Raw genomic sequence first — 16,195 nt, forward strand, 5'->3', positions numbered from 1 at the left:
CTCCTTGTCAGGCCAGCAGGCCGAGGCCGCCGTCGGCCGAGACCACATGGCCGGTGATCCACTGGGCTTCGGGCAGGCAGAGCAGCGCCACGGTGTCCGCGACGTCCCGGGGGGTCGCGAGCCGCCCCGCGGGGGTGCGCGCACCGATCGCGCGGGCTACCTCCGGGCGCGTGGTCCCCGCTCCCTTGTCGAGCTTGGAGGCGGAGACCGCGTTGACCGTCACACCACGGTCGGCCAGTTCCACGGCCACGAACCGGACGAGGCTCTCCAGGGCTGCCTTGGCTACGCCCAGGCTGACCAGATGGGGAGCCACGCCGCGGGCGACGCTCGCCGACACGACGATGATCCGGCCGCCCTCGGGCATCAGGTCGGAGGCCGGTCCCGCGGACGCTGCGAGCGGCACGAGCGCGGTCGCCATGTCGGCGTACACGTCGGTCAGGCGCATGCCGAGTGTCGGCATGGGGTGCGCCGAGGCGACCGAGTGCACGAGGACGTCGAGGTGGCCGTGCCGCTCGCGCACCTCGCGCATCAACTCGGGCAGGGTCGAGGCACGGCGTGCGTCACCACGTATCGTGACGAGGCTTCCCGGCGTGTCCTGGAGGTCCGCGAGAAGCATCTCGGCGTCCGGCACCGAGTGGGCGTACGTGGCGATGACGTCGCAGCCCGAAGCGGCGAGCTTCTCGGTGACGGCTCGGCCGACGCCTCGGGTGCCGCCGATGACAAGGGCGCTCTTGCCCTTGAGACCTGGCAGTGGCTGGACGTCGCTGCTCGTGTGCGGTTTCGACACGGTGCTGTTCCCCTCGCTGTCCGGGCCGCCGCGGGCCGCTTCCCACACACGGGCCCCCGCGGGTGGGTCAAGTCCCGTCACCGTGCCGCAGGACGGTCGATCGCTGCTGGAGCCGGGCCGGAGCACCCGGCAAGGCGGTCCCCGGTGCCCGGATTTTCCTCCCGACCGGTGGCGCACAGCCGGACTCCGGCTGTGGGCGGTCCTGGGCCGACGGCGGCTTCGACCGGCGGTCGAGCTGCGGTCCAGGGGAGTTGACGATGCTTTCGGTCATGACAGCTCCCGCTCTCGAAGCCGTGACGAACCTCCGCCGACTCGCCCTCGCCGCCGGCCACGCTGCCGCGCTCCGCGCCGCGGCGCAGCTGGGTGTCGCCGATGCGCTCGGCGAGGAACCCGCCTCCGCCGCCGAACTGGCGCGCGCGATCAACGCCGAACCGGGCACGCTGGACCGGCTGCTGCGCGCGCTCAGCTCACAGGGCGTCTTCGCCGCCCAGGACGACGGCTACGCGCACACACCGGTCTCCCGACTGCTGCGCACCGACACCCCGCGCAGCCTGCGCGACATGGTCCTGTGGGCCACCGAGCCCTGGACGTGGACCGTGTGGCCGCGCCTCGCCGATGCCGTGCGCACCGGCAAGGGCGGCTTCAGCGAGGTTCACGGAAAGGACTTCTTCACGTTCCTCTACGAGGACGCGCCGGAGTCCGCCGAAGTCTTCAACCGGGCCATGACACAAGCCAGTCGGCTCTCGTCGGACGCGATCGCGGAAGCGCTCGACCTGAACGGCGACCTCACCGTGGTGGACGTCGCGGGCGGTCACGGCGACCTCGTCGCGACGGTCCTGGAGCGCGACCCGTCACTGCGAGGCGCCCTGTTCGATCTGCCGGGTGTCCTCACCGACGTCGACCCGAGACTGCGGGCCGACGGTGAGCTCGGCGACCGCTGCCGGCTGGTGGCGGGCGACTGCCGCGAGTCGGTGCCGATCGAGGCGGACGTCTTCATCCTCAAGAACGTCCTGGAGTGGGACGACGCCAACACCGTGGCCGCGCTGCGCAATGTGGCCGCCTCGGCCCGCCCTGGCGGACGGGTCGTCGTGGTGGAGAACCTGGTCGACGGGAGCCCGGAGACCGGGTTCACCACGGCGATGGATCTCCTGCTGCTGCTCAACGTCGACGGCAGGAAGCATCTGCGGCAGAGTCTGCTGCGCCTGGTGCGGGAGGCAGGTCTCACCGTCACCGACGTACGGCCGGTGGGCCCTTATCTGCACATGATCGACAGCCGTGTGCCCGACGTCCCCGGCATCACCCGTTGACGGCGCCGGAACGGACCGTGACTCTCCGTCCAGGGTTTCCGGCCCCGGGCGGAGTGCGTCCGATGCTCTTTCCCACTTCGAGCAGGAAGTGCGAGCGCGTGATCCATTACGCCGGATAGAACATGCGGGCACAATCCCGGGACCGGCAACAGTTCGACACCTGCATTCGATCTTTATCACCGGATGAGTTATTCATTCCGGTTCTTCTCTCATGGAATATTCATCGAGAAACACCGGACGCGACGCGGTCGAGAATCGCCAGCGAGTCGGCCATGGGGTCGAAGCAGAGCATCGCCTGCTGGAGACCCCGTATCCGTGGGGACGGTTCGAGGCCCAGGTCGGTCACCAGCCGGTGCCGGTACTGGTGGAACGAGTCGAGCGCGGCGGACAGCCGGCCGGCCCGGAACAGGGCCAGCATGTGCTTGACCCGGATCCCCTCGTGGAGGGGGTAACTGCCGATCAGAACCGTCAGTTCGCTCTGTACCTCACGATGCCGGCCGAGCCGCAGGTTGGCCTCGATACGCATCTCCGTCGCCGCCAGACGGCTCTCCTCGAGCCCACAGATCTGCGGGTACAGGAGCGGTCCGGGCCTGACGTCGCTCAGCGGGGCTCCCCGCCAGAGTTCGAGCGCACGCGAGAGCAGTTCCTCGGCCCGCTCGCTGTCACCCTGCTCCAGGACCTTCTGGCCCTGCTCGACCAACGCCTCGTACGCGCTGAGGTCGTGTTCGGTGTGGTCCGCCTGCAGCAGGTACCCCGGCACTCTAGTGACCAGCGCGTCCGACGGGGGCTGCCCGACCGTCGGTGAGATGTCGCGGAACATGCGACGCAGTTGGAGCACGTACGTCTGGAGCGTCGTGGACGCGCTGCGTGGTGGGCGCTCGTCCCAGAGCTCCTGGATCAGCGATGCGGTGGACACCGCACGGCCGGGCTCGAGCATCAGCATCGCAAGGACACTACGAGGCTTGGGTGCCGTCAGTATTTCTGCCACTTCGACATCATTGATGGTTAAAGTGCCGAGAACGCCGAGCTTCATCTTGCTTACCCCCAGGATGGCCAAAAACAACTTACCCCCGCAGTCAGTGCTGCTAAGGCAATCCGAGTCGACTGACAATATCACCGAGAAGGCGGCCAAAATGGAGCCTTGCACATGTTTTTGCGATCTACATGCACACGTGCAGGTGCCCCGCCTATGCGACCCCGGCATCATGATCAGCCATGAACACTGTGGGTTACATCAATACTCCTCTTCTTGATCGACGCTTTGACTGATACGCCACTCAGGGTGACCTGCGTACCAGCGAACAGTCTCGGCCAGTCCCTCGTCGAAGGAGATCCGAGGGGCGAAGCCGAGCACACGCAGCTTGCTGTCGTCGAGGCTGTAGCGGCGGTCATGGCCCTTGCGGTCGGCGACGTACCGCACCATGTCCCAGTCGCGGCCGCACGCCGCCAGCAGACGCCCCGTCAGCTCACGGTTGGTCAGCTCGGCGGTGCCGGCGATGTGGTAGACCTCCCCGGGCGCTCCGCGTTCGGCGACGAGCTGCACGCCACGGCAGTGGTCCTCGACGTGCACCCAGTCGCGTACGTTGCCCCCGTCCCCGTAGAGGGGCACCTTCCTGCCGTCGAGCAACCTGGTGATGAAGAGCGGGATGACCTTCTCGGGGAACTGCCGGGGCCCGTAGTTGTTGCCGCACCGGGTGATCGAAACGGGCAGACCATGGGTGACCGCGTAGGCGCGGGCCACCAGGTCGCCGCCGGCCTTGGACGCCGCGTACGGCGACCGGGGCCGCAGAGCAGCGTCCTCGTCCCACGATCCGGAGTCGATCGAGCCGTACACCTCGTCCGTGGAGACCTGCACGACGCGCGGTGTGCCCGACTCCAGACAAGCCTCCAGCAGGGCCTGGACGCCGAGCACGTTGGTCCGTACGAATTCCGCGGAGCCGGCGATGGACCGGTCGACGTGCGATTCCGCCGCGAAATTGATGACCACGTCGTGGCCGGGCACCACCTTGGCCAGCAGTTCGGGATCACAGAGATCGCCCCATACGAACTCACAGCGCGCGTCAGCCAGGTTGGCCGGGTTTCCCGCGTAGGTGAGTTTGTCGAGAACGGTCACCTCCGCACCGGCATAGGCCGGATAGTCCCCGGCCAGGACAGCGTGCACATAGTGGGAGCCGATGAATCCGGCGCCGCCGGTGACGAGGATCCGAGGGCCGCTCATGACGCGATCTGCACTCGGCTGCGGTCCCCGAGGACCAGGCGGTGCGCGCCCGGCGGCTCGGGAGTGCGGATGATCTCCACGTCCTGTCCGATCAGTGAGGTCTCCAGGGGCCGTACTCCGGTGATCGAGGCCCTGGGCATGACGATCGAGTCGCGGATCCAGCTGTCGGCGATGCGGCAGTTCTCCGCGATCGAAGTGCAGGGACCGATACGGGAGTTGGTGACGGTTGCACCGGCGCCGATGACCGCGGGGCCGACGATCACGGAACCGGTCACCCTGGCGCCGGGGCCGACGACCACCCGGCCGCTGATCTCGCTGTCGAGGACCAGCCCGGCGTTGGACGGCTCCAGGTCCCGCAGCACCAGGCGGTTGACCTCGAGCATGTCGGGCACGTTGCCGGTGTCCTTCCAGTAGCCGGTCATGACGGCGGCGTCCGTGCGCAGGTCATGGTCGATGAGCCACTGGATCGCGTCGGTGATCTCCAGCTCACCGCGGGCCGAGGGCTCGATCTCGGCGACCGCCTTGTGGACGGCCGCGCTGAAGAGGTAGACCCCGACCACGGCGAGGTCGCTCCGGGGACGGCGGGGCTTTTCCTGAAGTCCCGTCACCCTTCCGTCGGCGGAGACCTCGGCCACCCCGAACTGGCCGGGGTCGTCGACCCTGGCCAGCATGATCTGCGCGGCGGGTCGGCTCTCCCGGAAGCGCTCCACGAAGTCGGTGATGCCGTCGAAGACGACGTTGTCGCCGAGGTACATCACGAAGTCGTCCTCTCCCAGGAAGTCGCGGGCTGTCTTCACCGCGTGGGCGAGACCGAGCGGCTCGCGCTGCCACACATAGGTGACGTCCAGACCGAATCGCGAGCCGTCACCGACGGCGGCCTCGATCTGGGCACGGGTGTCGCCCACCACGATGGCGGTCTCGGTCACCCCCGCGGCGGCGATCGCTTCCAGGCCGTGGAACAGCACGGGCTTGTTTCCCACCGGCACGAGTTGCTTGGCCAGCGTGTGAGTGATCGGCCGCAGCCGGGTTCCTGAACCGCCGGAAAGCACGAGCGCTTTCATGACCTGGACCTTCCCTACGAGGCTTTCGGTGGCTGTTGCGCATGAGAAGGCGCCGTGACACGGCCCTCCCCGGCAACCGGGCGCGGCTCCAGGAGCCGGCCGACGAGCCCGGTGTCGTGCCGGGCCGTGCTGAACTCACCGCTGTCGACGACCGAGCGGAGGAAACCCGCCGTGGTCCGTATGCCCTTGCCCTCGAGACGGACCTCGTCCAGTGCGCGGCCCATGCGAGCCAGCGCAAGTTTCCGGTCGGGCGCCCAGACGGTGACCTTGGCAAGCAGCGGGTCGTAGAAGACGGAGATACGCGAACCGCTGCGCACGTGGGTGTCCACGCGTACGAACGGGCCCGAGGGCAGGGCGAGTTCGTCGATGAGTCCGGGGGTCGGAACGAAATCCCGGTCGGCATCCTCGGCGTTGATGCGGCATTCGACCGCGCAGCCGCGGGGCACGACGTCCTGTCGGCCGATCCGCAGCGGATGGCCAGCGGCGATCCAGAGCTGCTCGTGGACCAGGTCGACGCCGGTGACCAGTTCGGTGACCGGATGCTCCACCTGGATACGGCAGTTAACCTCCATGAAGTAGAACCGGCCCCTGCCGTCGTAGAGGAACTCGAAGGTGCCCGCGCCGACGTAGCCGGCCGCCTTGGCGCCCTGGACGGCGTGTTCCGCCATCGCGGCCACGACGTCCTCGTCCAGGCCGGGCGCCGGAGCCTCCTCGATCAGCTTCTGGTGGCGGCGTTGCACCGAGCAGTCGCGCTCCCCGAGGTGGATCACGTTGCCGAACCGGTCGGCTAGCACCTGGATCTCGACATGTCGCGCGGACTCTAGGTAGCGCTCCAGGTAGACCCGGCCGTCCCCGAAGACAGCGGCGGCGTGACGACGGGTCTCCCGGTAGACGGCGGGGAACTCGGCCGCGCTGTGCGCCACCCCGATGCCGCGGCCGCCGCCGCCCGAGACCGCCTTGACGACCACGGGGAAGCCGATCTCGGCGGCGAGCACCTCGGCCTCACGGGGAGAGGAGACAGGATCCAGCGTGCCAGGGAGCAGGGGCAGCCCGGCGTCGGCCATGAGAGCACGGCAGGTGGACTTGTCACCGAGCGCCTCCATCACCTCCGGGGGCGGACCGATGAAGGTGATGCCCTCGGCGGCGCACACCTCGGCGAAGTCGGCGTTCTCGGAGAGGAATCCGTAGCCCGGATGGATGGCCTCCGCGCCGGTGCGGCGCGCGGCCTCCATGACCGCCGGGATGCTGAGGTAGCTGGCCTGCGCCGCCCCGGGCCCGATCCGGACCGCCTCGTCGGCGTACCGTACGACCTCGCTGTCGGTGTCCTCGGTGGAGTACACCACGGCGACCCGGATGCCCAGTTCCCGGCAGGCGCGCGCGACGCGCAGGGCTATCTCGCCCCGGTTGGCGATCAGCACGGTGCGGAACACGGTGCCTCACCGCCCGTCGGCCGGGACGAAGGAGCACAACGGATCGCCGTACTCGACCAGTGCGCCGTTGGGCTGCAGGAACTCCTCGATGGTGCCCTGCCGGTCCGACTCCACGGGGATCATCAGCTTCATCGCCTCGACAAGGCCCACCTGTTGGCCGGGCACCACCGTGTCCCCCTCGCTCACGAACGGCTTGGCACCCGGCTCCGGCGCCCGGTAGAAAACCCCGACCGTGGGAGCGTGGATGTGGTCGAGGACGGGCCCGTCGCCGGGCGTCGGCATGGTTTGTGCGGGCGCGGGGACGACACGTGCTTCGAGCGCCGTGCCCGCATCGGGGGCGGTACCCGGCCAGTCCATCTCGATCGTGACCGGGCCGACGGTGACACGGACCGCGGACGGCGGGAACGGAGCCTGGGACAACAGCTCGATCATGCTGGCCTTGGCGGCCTCCAGGACGGACGGAAGCGTGTCCGGGCGTCCGTCGTTCATCAGGCCGTCGAGGGTGGCAACGCTGTCGGGCGTGGACATCTCCCTACCTTTCTGGCGTCGGGCGGTGGGTGGGCGCCTGTCCGCCGAACCTGCGGAACCGGGCTCGCCGTTGAGCCAGCAGTTGACCGGCGGTCAGCTCTCTCAGTTCGTCCAGCAGGGGCCGTACGGCGGCGGCGAGGCGCTCGGCCGTCTCCTGGTGGTCGCTGTGGGCCCCGCTCCCGGGCTCGGGGACGACTCCGTCGACGACCCCCCGGGCGAGCAGAGCGTGTGCGTGCAGCCCGAGTTCACGAGCGGCGCGGGGCGCAGCGTCGGGGTCGCGCCACAGGATTGCGGCGCAGCCCTCGGGACTGATCACCGAGTAGACGGCATTGCCGAGCGCGAGCACCCGGTCGGCCACGGCGAGCCCGAGGGCGCCTCCGCTGCCACCTTCGGAGATGATCACGGCGACGATCGGCACGGGCAGCCCGGACATCAGCCGCAGGTTCTCCGCGATGGCGGCGGCCTGGCCGCCGCGTTCCGCCTCGACCCCCGGGTACGCACCGCTGGTGTCGACCAGGGTCAGTACCGGGATGCCCGTCTTGGCCGCGAGGCGCATCAGGCGGGCGGCCTTGCGGTAGCCGGCAGGCACCGGCATGCCGAAGTTCCGTTTCCGCAGCGCGGCCGCGGTATGTCCCTTCTGCTGGCCGATGACCATCACGGGCCGGCCGTCGAGGACGCCGACCCCGCCGACCGTGGCCGGGCAGTCGGCGCCGATGCGGTCGCCGTGAAGTTCCTGGAAGTCATCGACGAGGAGGTCGACGTAGTCGAGAGTGGTGGGGCGGTCGAGGTTCCTGGCGAGCCGTACGGCCTGCCAGGCGTCGAGGTCGGGCACCTCGTCCGGGTCGGTGAGCAAGACGGTGTCACGCCCGCCGGATTCCGTTCCCGTGTGCTCCCCGGGCGCCAGAGCGCCCAGCAACCGCCCGAGTGTGGCGCGCAGTTCGCCCCGCGGCGCGACCACGTCGACCTGCCCGTGCTCCAGCAGGAACTCCGCACGCTGGAAGTTCTCCGGCAGCCGCTCGCCGATGGTGCGCTGGATCACTCGGGGGCCCGCGAAGCCCATCCGGGCGCCGGGTTCGGCCACGATCACATCGCAGAGCGTGGCGAACGACGCCGCCACTCCCCCGAACACCGGATCGGTGATGACGGAGACGGTGAGGATGCCCGCCTCGTCGAGGGCGAGCAGGGCCTGGCTGGTCTTCGCCATCTGCATCAGCGACACCAGCCCCTCCTGCATACGTGCCCCCCCGGACGCGCAGGCGATGATCAGCGGCCGCCGCTCGGCCAGGGCCATCTCGGCGGTGAGCGTGATGAGTTCACCCAGGCCGCCGCTGAGGCTGCCGCCCATGAAACCGAACTCCATGGCGACGACCGCGACATCCGTCCCCGCGATACGGCCCCGCGCCGCGATCGCCGCCTCGTCGAGGCCGGTGCGCTCACGTGCCTCGGCCAGCCGCTCGTGGTAGGGCCGGGTGTCGGTAAAGCTGTGGGCGTCGTCCAGGGCATGCGGTAAGTGGAAGGGCTCGGCCGAGTCCGGATCGAGGAGTTGGCCGAGCCGCTCCCGGGCCGACAGCCGTCGGTGGTGGCCGCACTCCGGGCAGACGCCGCCGCTGCGGGCGAGTCGCTTGGCGTAGACGGGGCGCCTGCAGTGGTCGCACAACCACCAGTCGGCGGCGACCGGGGCCGCGTCGGCCGGGGCGGTCATGAGGTGGCGGCGATCTGCCGCCTGGCGAGTTCGAGGAGCCGTCCCGGCGTACCGACCTCGGTGACCTCTTCGTCGGTCAGCTCGATGCCGTAGTCCTGCTTGAGCCGTGCGGCCATCTCCAGGACCGCCAGTGAGTCGTAGCCGAGGTCGGCGAAGAGGACGTTCTCGAACTCGCCCTCGATGTCAGCGTTCTCGCCTTCTCCCGCGCACTCGCGCAGGATGCGGGCAAGCTCGTCGAGGGTCAAGTCTGGCATGGCAGTGTCTCCTAGGTTGCTGAGTGGAGTACGGCTCAGTGGGCCCCGCCCACGACCATCGCGGAGTTGAATCCGCCGAGGCCGCGGGCGACGACCAGCACGGCGCGCATCCGGAGCGCGAGCGGCCGGTCGACGACCACGTTCAGGCCGTACCGGGGCGAGGGCCGGGTGTACGCCGCGGCGGGAAGGACGCCGTCGCGCAGGGCGAGCAGGGCGGTGGCGACGTCGAGTGGTCCCGCTCCCGCGCACAGGCGGCCGGTCAGTGTCTTGGGGATCGCGACCGGGACCTCGCGTGCGCCGAAGACCGCGCCGAGCGCGGCGGCTTCCGCCCGGTCGAAGTCGGGGATGCCAGCCGCGTCGGCGAAGACGGCATCGATGTCACCGGCGTCGGCATCGGCATCGGCCAGGGCGAGTTCGATCGCTGTGCACAGTGCCGACGCGTCGTCCCCGGGTGCGGTGCCCGGCTTCGGGTCGAAGGTGGCGGCGTATCCGAGGAGCCTGCCGTGCACCTGGGGGGCGCCGCGCATGCGTGCCGCCGCCTCGTCCTCCATGACGAGGATCGCGCCGCCCTCTCCCGGTACGAAGCCAGCGGCCTCCTCGTCGAAGGGGCGGTAGGCGAGCGCCGGGTCCTCGGCGGTGCTCAGATGTCCGGCTGCGGTCTGGGCTATCCAGCCCCACGGGCACAGGGAGCCGTCCACGGCGCCGGTGACCACGGCGTTCAGGTCGCGGCGCAGCAGCCGCCGGGCCTGGGCGAGGGCGTCGAGACCGCCTGCCTCGTCGGCGACCAGCACTCCGCTGGGGCCGCGCAGAGCGTGGCGGATGGAGATCTGGCCGGTGTTGACCGCGTAGAACCAGGCGAAGGACTGGTACGCGCTCACGTACTCGGGGCCCTTGCGCCACAGGTTGTCGAGCTCCTGGTGGCCGAACTCGAAGCCGCCGGCGCTGTTGGCGGTCACCACGCCGACGCCGTATTCGGGCAGCTCCCACGGATCCAGGCCGGCGTCGCGGATGGCCTCGTCGGCGGCCACGAGCGAGAGTCGGGTGGAGTGGTCGGTCTGCGGGACGAGTCGGCTCGGGAGATGAGCCGCCGGGTCGAACCCGCTGATCTCGCCGGCCAGAGTGGCTCGGTAGCGGTCGGGTGGGAAGCGGGTGATGCGGCGGATGCCGGAGCGTGCCTCCAGGGCTGCGTTCCAGTACTCCTCGGTGCTCATCCCGTTCGGCGCGACGACTCCGATGCCCGTGACGACGGCTGCGTTCACCGCTCCGCCCGACCGGGCCCGGTGAGTACCATCGCGCTCTGGAAGCCGCCGAATCCGCTGCCGACGCTGAGGACGACGTCGAGCTGTGCCTCCCGTGCGACCAGCGGCACATAGTCAAGGTCGCATTCCGGATCGGGCTCGTGCAGGTTCGCCGTCGGCGGGACCGCTCCGTTCTCCATAGCGAGCGCGCAGGCCGCGAGTTCGACGGAGCCGATCGCGCCGAGGGAGTGGCCGATCATCGACTTAATGGAGCTGACCGGTGTGCGTCGGGCGTGTTCACCGAGCGCCTTCTTGAACGCGGCGGTCTCGTGCCGGTCGTTCTGCTTGGTGCCGGAGCCGTGCGCGTTGATGTAGCTGACCTCGTCGGCCGCCACCCGCGCCTCCGCGAGGGCCGTCTCGATGGCCGCGGCCATCTCCTTGCCGTCCGGGCGCAGCCCCGTCATGTGGAAGGCGTTGCAGCGGGAGGCGTATCCTGCGACGCCCGCGTAGACATGGGCACCGCGGGCCCGCGCACGCTCCCGCTCCTCCAGGACGAAGACCGCGCAGCCCTCACCGAGCACGAAGCCGTTGCGGCTGCGGTCGAACGGCCGTGAGGCGGTGGCCGGTTCGTCGTTGCGGGGCGTGGTCGCCCTGATCGCGTCGAAGCAGGCGACCGTGATGGGCGAGATGGGCGCGTCGGTACCGCCTGTGATCATGACGTCCGCGGAGCCCTCCTCGATGAGCCGTACGGCGTGGCCGACGGCGTCGAGCCCGGAGGTGCAGCCCGTGGAGACCACGGAACACGGGCCCTGCGCACCGACGCTCCAGGCCACCTCCGCCGCCATCGAACTGGGCACGTAGTAGTCGTAGAGGTGCGGGACCGCGAGGTCGGGGTCGACGAGCCAGTCGCGGCCCCCGTGGCTGGCGACGGCGTACTCGCGTTCCAGGCTGGTCGTGCAGCCCACCGCGCTGCCCAGGGTGACGCCCGTGCGGTACGGGTCCAGTTCCTGCACGTCGAGGCCGCTGTCGCCCACCGCCTCGCGCGTCGCCACCAGTGCGAACTGGGTGGCCCGGTCGAGCCGGCCAGCCTCCTCGGTCGTCAGTCCCTCCGCCTCCGCGTCGAAGTCGCACTCGGCGCCGACGGTCGAGCGAAAGGGCGAGGCGTCGAAGTGGGTGATGGTGCGGGTCGCGGTACGGCCGGATACGAGCAGGTCCCAGAACGGTTTGCTGCCGATGCCTCCCGGAGCGACCACGCCCAACCCGGTTATCACTACGTCACGGGCCATTCTGTTCATCCCCCGATGTCTGAAGCCGATCCGGCTTTCGATGCCGCGCCCAGAAGCATTCGGGGCACCGCTTGAGGCGACCTCGAACGCAAGTTGAAGGCCAAACCGCCAGTTCGATTCGAGTGGGCGTCGAGGCGCGCGCTAGACCCCTTTGCAACGGTGTGGCCCGCGAGCGCGCTCGCCCTCCACACGGCGGTCTCCTGCGAGGTGAGGCATGGCACTTGACCTTTTGTCGGCCGGGCTCAGGCCCTGCCCGGACGCACGGTTCACCGAGTCGGGATCGGCCACCGAGGACCGCGCGTCCGTCAAGGCCGCACTGAACTGGCTGACCGCACGCCGGGACGCGCACACCTTCGAGGTGACCCGCGTTCCCTTCGACGAACTCAAGGAGTGGTCCTTCGAGCCGGACACGGGCAACCTGGGCCACCGCAGCGGCAGGTTCTTCACCGTCGAGGGCTACCGGGTACACAGCGACTACGGGAAGGTGCCGCGCTGGGACCAGCCCATCATCAACCAGCCCGAGATCGGCATGCTCGGTTTCGTCGTCAAGGAGTTCGACGGCATCCTGCACTGTCTGATGCAGGCCAAGATGGAGCCTGGCAACGTGAACGTCGTCCAGCTCTCGCCGACCGTGCAGGCCACGCGGAGCAACCAGAAGCGGATACACCGCGGTTCGCGCGTCCGGTATCTGGAGTACTTCACCGATCCCGGACTGTCCGAGGTGCTCGTCGACGTGCTCCAGTCCGAGCAGGGCTCCTGGTTCCTCGGCAAGCGCAACCGCAACATCGTGGTCGAGACGACCGAGGACGTGCCGCCGCACGACGACTACCGCTGGATGACGATCGGCGAGATCCAGGAACTCCTGCGGTTGGACAACATGGTGAACATGGATGCCAGGACGGTGCTGTCCTGCGTCCCGTTCGCCCGGCCGACCGGGGCGCCGGCCCTGGGCCCCGACGGCGGCTTCCGCGCGGCCCTGCGCCGTTCGATGGCACCCGAAGAGGGCTCCCTGCACACCATGCGGGCGGTACTGAGCTGGTTCACCGACACCACGGCCAGGCACGAACTGCGCACCGAACGCATCCCGTTGAGCCGGATCGAGGGCTGGAGCCGCACTGCGGACGCGATCAGCCACCGGGAGGGCAGGCACTTCTCGATCATCGGCGCCCGGGTGACCGCGGGCAGCCGCGAGGTGCTGAACTGGACGCAGCCGCTGCTGGCCCCGCACGGTCTCGGCCTGGCGGCTCTCCTCGTACGGAACATCGACGGAGTTCTCCACGTGCTGCTGCACGCCCGGCCCGAGGGCGGTCACCTGCACGGCATCGAGCTGGCACCCACCGTGCAATGCACCCCGGACAACTACCGAGGTCTGCCCGACGACCACCGGCCGCGCTTCCTCGGTCACGTGACCGACGTGGCCCCGGAGCGGGTGCGCTTCGACGCCGTGCAGTCCGAGGAAGGCGGCCGCTTCCATCACGCGGAGTGCCGCTACACGGTCGTCGAGGTCGATGATGACTTCCCCGTCGAAGAACCCGAGGGATACCGGTGGTTGACCATGCATCAGATGACACGGCTGCTTCGGCACAGTCACTATCTCAACGTCCAGGCGCGCAGCCTCGTCGCGTGTCTGCACAGCCTGTGGTGACCAGGGTCGGGACACCACTGCGCATCGGGGTGCTCGGCTGCGGCGGCATCGCCATGCGCCGGATGCTGCCCGCGATGGCCCGGACCCCGGCGGTCGAGATCGCCGCGGTCGCGAGCCGCGACAAGGACCGCGCCGAGGAGGCCGCGAGCCGGTTCGACGCGGATCCGGTGCACGGCTACGAACCGCTGCTGGAACGCGACGACATCACCGCGGTGTACGTGCCGCTGCCTCCCTCACTGCACGCGCCCTGGACGGCACGGACGTTGAAGGCCGGCAAGCACGCCCTGGTCGAGAAGCCGATGGTCACCCACGCCCCGGAGGCACACGCCCTGGCGGCCCTCGCCGAGGAGGGATCGCTGGTGCTCATGGAGAGCTTCATGTTCCTCCACCACACACAGCACGCCACCGTCATGGCCCACCTGGAGCGCGGCGAGATCGGTGAACTGCGATCCGTCACGGCGGAGTTCGGCTTCCCGCCGCTGCCGGCGCGGGACATCCGCAACCGCCCCGAACTCGGCGGGGGCGCTCTGCTGGACGCCGGCGTCTACACCCTGCGAGTCACCCAACTCCTGCTGGGCGGCACGGTGTCGGTGGTCGGCGCGGCTCTCACGGCCGACGGGACAACCGGTGTCGACGTGGTCGGCGACGCGCTCCTGCGCGGCGACACGGGAGTCACTTCACATGTCGCCTTCGGATTCCGGCACGCCTATCGCTCGACCTACACCCTGTGGGGCAGCTCGGGACGGATCCACCTGGACCGCGCCTTCACCCCTCCCCCGGACCACCGGCCCGTGTTGCGGATCGAACGGCAGGACCGCGTCGAGACGCTGACCCTGCCCGCCGCCGACCAGTTCGCCAACATCGCCGCCTGGTTCGCCGCCCTCGTCCGGGGCGAGGGGGACCCCGAGCCGGAACGCACGGCCGCCGTGCGACAGGCCGAGCTGATCGACGCCGTGCGCGACGCCTCGCGCCACGATGCGGGGAGCCCACCATGACCGCTTTGTCCACTGGCCTGGACCCGGCCCTGCTGCGCGACTCGTTGTCCCGGTGGCCGAGCGGGGTCTCGGTCGTGACGACCGTCGACGCGGCCGGGGTGCGCCGCGGGTTCACCGCGACGGCGTTCTCGTCCCTGTCGCTCGAACCACCGCTGATCCTCGTCTGTCTGGACCGCGCGGCCGACTGCCGGCCGGCCTTCGAGACGGCGGACGTGATGGCCGTACATGTCCTGCGCGAGGACCAGACGCCACTCGCCCAGCGGTTCGCCACGAAGAACATCGACAAGTACGACGGTCTGTCCCCCTCCGAGGGCTTCGGCGGTGTGCCGCTGCTGGGTGGCGTACTGGCCCACATCGAATGCGAGCTCGATCGCCGGATCGACGCCGGTGACCATGTGATCCTCATCGGTCTGGTGCGCCGCTGCGAGGTCTTCCCGGGTCGGCCGCTGGTCTACTTCGCCCGCGCGTTCCACGGTCTGCATACCGAACTCCATCCCAGTCGGACCCGAGAGGCGGATACCCATGCCCATGACGAACACGACGCCCACCGCTCCCCCAACGGACACGGGGCTGGCGGGGGCCGCGGGCAAGGTGGCTGAGCTGGCCGCCGAGTCCGCGGCCGCCGCCGACTCCGACAACCGGCTCTCGCCCGCCGTCGCGGAGGCGCTCGTGAGCGCCGGTTTCGCACGGCACTTCGTGGGCGAGAGGTGGGGCGGCGCGGCCGGCGTGCCGGGTGCGGTGCAGGACCTCACGCGGGCGCTCGCCACGGTCGGGACCGGCTGCATGTCGGCCGCCTGGTGCGGCGGGGTGTACGCCGCGGTGGCGCGCATGTGCTCGCACCTGCCGGAGGAGGGGCAGCATGAACTGTGGGCCGACGGACCGGACGTGCCGCTCGCCGGATCCTTCGCACCCTCGGGGACCGTCCGCGAGGTGCCGGGCGGCTGGCGGGTGAGCGGAACGTGGGGCTTCGCCAGCGGGGTGGACCACGCGCACTGGACGATGGTGGGCGGCGCCGTGCCCGGTCCGGACGGCGTGCCGTCGTTGCGGCACTTCGTGCTCCCGCGCAGCGACTACGAGGTGCTGGACACCTGGCGCAACGTGGGGTTGCGCGGAACGGGCAGCAACAGCGTGCTAGTCGACGACGCCTTCGTACCCGCGCACCGCACCTTCGAGCACCGCTCGGTCCTGACCGGACACACGGATCCCGCCCTCCCGCGGGCGCTCCGGGTTCCCCACAAGCTGATCAACGGGCTGTTCTTCGTGGCACCGGGGATCGGCGCCGTCGAGGGTGCCCTCGCGGCGTGGACGGAATGGACCGCGAACCGCGTGGAGATCTACGGGGCCAGGAGCAGCTCCCGGCCAGGCGTACGCCTGGCGCTTTCCCGGGCCGCCGCGAGCCTGGACGCGGCCCGGCTGCTCGTCGAACGCGCGGCCGTCGAGGGCGACAGCGCCGACGTCGACCGAGAGCTGGCTCTGCGCGCGACCCGCGACTACTCGACCGCGGTCGACCTGCTCCTCGACGCGGTGAACGGGCTGCTGCGGATGAGCGGCGCCCGCGGTCAGGCGCAGTCGAGCCCGGTCCAGCGCGTGTGGCGGGACGTGCACTGCATGGCGGGGCACGCCGCGCTGCAGCCGGACGTGAACGCGGATGGATGGGCGAAGCACGCGCTCGGCGAGGAGTGACACCGGCGCACGCGGAAGGGGGAGGCGGCCCACGGCCGCCTCCCCCTTCCGCGTGCGCCCC

Annotated in this window: 15 protein-coding genes; 5 read left to right on the forward strand and 10 right to left on the reverse strand. The window is 70.1% G+C overall.

What is annotated here, in order from left to right; genetic code table 11:
* Positions 1 to 7 precede the first annotated feature (7 nt).
* Positions 8 to 787 (reverse strand): SDR family oxidoreductase, encoded by a 780-nt coding sequence (locus OG718_RS02785; RefSeq protein ID WP_328843068.1) that lies wholly within the window; start codon positions 785 to 787, stop codon positions 8 to 10.
* 269 nt (positions 788 to 1,056) lie between these two features.
* Here OG718_RS02785 and OG718_RS02790 point away from each other — a divergent pair, with 269 nt between their 5' ends.
* The gene (locus OG718_RS02790; protein WP_328843069.1) at positions 1,057 to 2,094 is read left to right on the forward strand and encodes a methyltransferase; all 1,038 of its coding nucleotides are present in this window, start codon (positions 1,057 to 1,059) and stop codon (positions 2,092 to 2,094) included.
* Positions 2,095 to 2,314: 220 nt separating this feature from the next.
* On the opposite strand, the gene OG718_RS02795 is transcribed toward OG718_RS02790, so the two are convergent.
* From OG718_RS02795 to OG718_RS02835, 9 genes are read right to left on the reverse strand one after another with little or no spacing between them, the layout of a single operon-like run.
* Positions 2,315 to 3,301: an AfsR/SARP family transcriptional regulator gene (locus tag OG718_RS02795; RefSeq protein WP_328843070.1), complete on the reverse strand. Its 987-nt coding sequence runs from the start codon at positions 3,299 to 3,301 to the stop codon at positions 2,315 to 2,317.
* Between the two features lie 27 nt (positions 3,302 to 3,328).
* Positions 3,329 to 4,312, reverse strand: coding sequence for a dTDP-glucose 4,6-dehydratase (rfbB, locus tag OG718_RS02800; protein ID WP_328843072.1), 984 nt, complete (start codon positions 4,310 to 4,312; stop codon positions 3,329 to 3,331).
* Positions 4,309 to 5,373: a glucose-1-phosphate thymidylyltransferase gene (locus OG718_RS02805; RefSeq protein WP_328843073.1), complete on the reverse strand. Its 1,065-nt coding sequence runs from the start codon at positions 5,371 to 5,373 to the stop codon at positions 4,309 to 4,311. Before OG718_RS02805 ends, rfbB begins: the two co-directional genes overlap by 4 nt.
* A gap of 14 nt (positions 5,374 to 5,387) precedes the next feature.
* Positions 5,388 to 6,803, reverse strand: coding sequence for an acetyl-CoA carboxylase biotin carboxylase subunit (locus OG718_RS02810; protein ID WP_328843074.1), 1,416 nt, complete (start codon positions 6,801 to 6,803; stop codon positions 5,388 to 5,390).
* 6 nt (positions 6,804 to 6,809) lie between these two features.
* Positions 6,810 to 7,331, reverse strand: coding sequence for an acetyl-CoA carboxylase biotin carboxyl carrier protein (locus OG718_RS02815; RefSeq protein ID WP_328843075.1), 522 nt, complete (start codon positions 7,329 to 7,331; stop codon positions 6,810 to 6,812).
* Positions 7,332 to 7,335: 4 nt separating this feature from the next.
* Positions 7,336 to 9,033: an acetyl-CoA carboxylase carboxyl transferase subunit alpha gene (gene accA / locus OG718_RS02820; RefSeq protein WP_328843076.1), complete on the reverse strand. Its 1,698-nt coding sequence runs from the start codon at positions 9,031 to 9,033 to the stop codon at positions 7,336 to 7,338.
* Positions 9,030 to 9,287, reverse strand: coding sequence for an acyl carrier protein (locus OG718_RS02825; protein WP_328843077.1), 258 nt, complete (start codon positions 9,285 to 9,287; stop codon positions 9,030 to 9,032). Before OG718_RS02825 ends, accA begins: the two co-directional genes overlap by 4 nt.
* A 35-nt stretch (positions 9,288 to 9,322) precedes the next feature.
* On the reverse strand, positions 9,323 to 10,546 hold the full coding sequence (locus tag OG718_RS02830) for a ketosynthase chain-length factor (protein WP_328843078.1): 1,224 nt from the start codon (positions 10,544 to 10,546) through the stop codon (positions 9,323 to 9,325).
* A complete protein-coding gene (locus tag OG718_RS02835) occupies positions 10,543 to 11,811 on the reverse strand; it encodes a beta-ketoacyl-[acyl-carrier-protein] synthase family protein (protein WP_328843079.1) in 1,269 nt (422 codons plus the stop codon). Before OG718_RS02835 ends, OG718_RS02830 begins: the two co-directional genes overlap by 4 nt.
* 214 nt (positions 11,812 to 12,025) lie before the next feature.
* On the opposite strand from OG718_RS02835, the gene OG718_RS02840 reads away from it, so the two are divergent.
* The 4 genes from OG718_RS02840 to OG718_RS02855 are packed head-to-tail and all read left to right on the forward strand — an operon-like array spanning position 12,026 to position 16,134.
* Positions 12,026 to 13,456: an NDP-hexose 2,3-dehydratase family protein gene (locus tag OG718_RS02840; RefSeq protein ID WP_328843080.1), complete on the forward strand. Its 1,431-nt coding sequence runs from the start codon at positions 12,026 to 12,028 to the stop codon at positions 13,454 to 13,456.
* Entirely contained in the window at positions 13,435 to 14,451 is a 1,017-nt protein-coding gene (locus tag OG718_RS02845; protein WP_328843081.1) for a Gfo/Idh/MocA family protein, read from the forward strand. The genes OG718_RS02840 and OG718_RS02845 overlap by 22 nt, the downstream gene beginning before the upstream one ends.
* Positions 14,448 to 15,050 (forward strand): flavin reductase family protein, encoded by a 603-nt coding sequence (locus OG718_RS02850; protein WP_328843082.1) that lies wholly within the window; start codon positions 14,448 to 14,450, stop codon positions 15,048 to 15,050. Before OG718_RS02845 ends, OG718_RS02850 begins: the two co-directional genes overlap by 4 nt.
* Positions 14,980 to 16,134 (forward strand): acyl-CoA dehydrogenase family protein, encoded by a 1,155-nt coding sequence (locus tag OG718_RS02855; RefSeq protein ID WP_328843083.1) that lies wholly within the window; start codon positions 14,980 to 14,982, stop codon positions 16,132 to 16,134. Before OG718_RS02850 ends, OG718_RS02855 begins: the two co-directional genes overlap by 71 nt.
* Positions 16,135 to 16,195 lie beyond the last annotated feature (61 nt).

The organism is Streptomyces sp. NBC_00258, from assembly GCF_036182465.1.
In the GTDB taxonomy this organism is placed as follows: Bacteria; Actinomycetota; Actinomycetes; order Streptomycetales; family Streptomycetaceae; genus Streptomyces.

What these genes read in the sequence shown, in the direction of transcription:
- OG718_RS02790 (WP_328843069.1), top strand. Translation starts at nt 1,057, where the DNA reads ATGACAGCTCCCGCTCTCGAAGCCGTGACGAACCTCCGCCGACTCGCC.
- OG718_RS02795 (WP_328843070.1), bottom strand. Translation starts at nt 3,301, where the DNA reads ATGATGCCGGGGTCGCATAGGCGGGGCACCTGCACGTGTGCATGTAGA.
- rfbB (WP_328843072.1), bottom strand. Translation starts at nt 4,312, where the DNA reads ATGAGCGGCCCTCGGATCCTCGTCACCGGCGGCGCCGGATTCATCGGC.
- OG718_RS02805 (WP_328843073.1), bottom strand. Translation starts at nt 5,373, where the DNA reads ATGAAAGCGCTCGTGCTTTCCGGCGGTTCAGGAACCCGGCTGCGGCCG.
- OG718_RS02815 (WP_328843075.1), bottom strand. Translation starts at nt 7,331, where the DNA reads ATGTCCACGCCCGACAGCGTTGCCACCCTCGACGGCCTGATGAACGAC.
- accA (WP_328843076.1), bottom strand. Translation starts at nt 9,033, where the DNA reads ATGACCGCCCCGGCCGACGCGGCCCCGGTCGCCGCCGACTGGTGGTTG.
- OG718_RS02825 (WP_328843077.1), bottom strand. Translation starts at nt 9,287, where the DNA reads ATGCCAGACTTGACCCTCGACGAGCTTGCCCGCATCCTGCGCGAGTGC.
- OG718_RS02835 (WP_328843079.1), bottom strand. Translation starts at nt 11,811, where the DNA reads ATGGCCCGTGACGTAGTGATAACCGGGTTGGGCGTGGTCGCTCCGGGA.
- OG718_RS02840 (WP_328843080.1), top strand. Translation starts at nt 12,026, where the DNA reads ATGGCACTTGACCTTTTGTCGGCCGGGCTCAGGCCCTGCCCGGACGCA.
- OG718_RS02850 (WP_328843082.1), top strand. Translation starts at nt 14,448, where the DNA reads ATGACCGCTTTGTCCACTGGCCTGGACCCGGCCCTGCTGCGCGACTCG.
- OG718_RS02855 (WP_328843083.1), top strand. Translation starts at nt 14,980, where the DNA reads ATGACGAACACGACGCCCACCGCTCCCCCAACGGACACGGGGCTGGCG.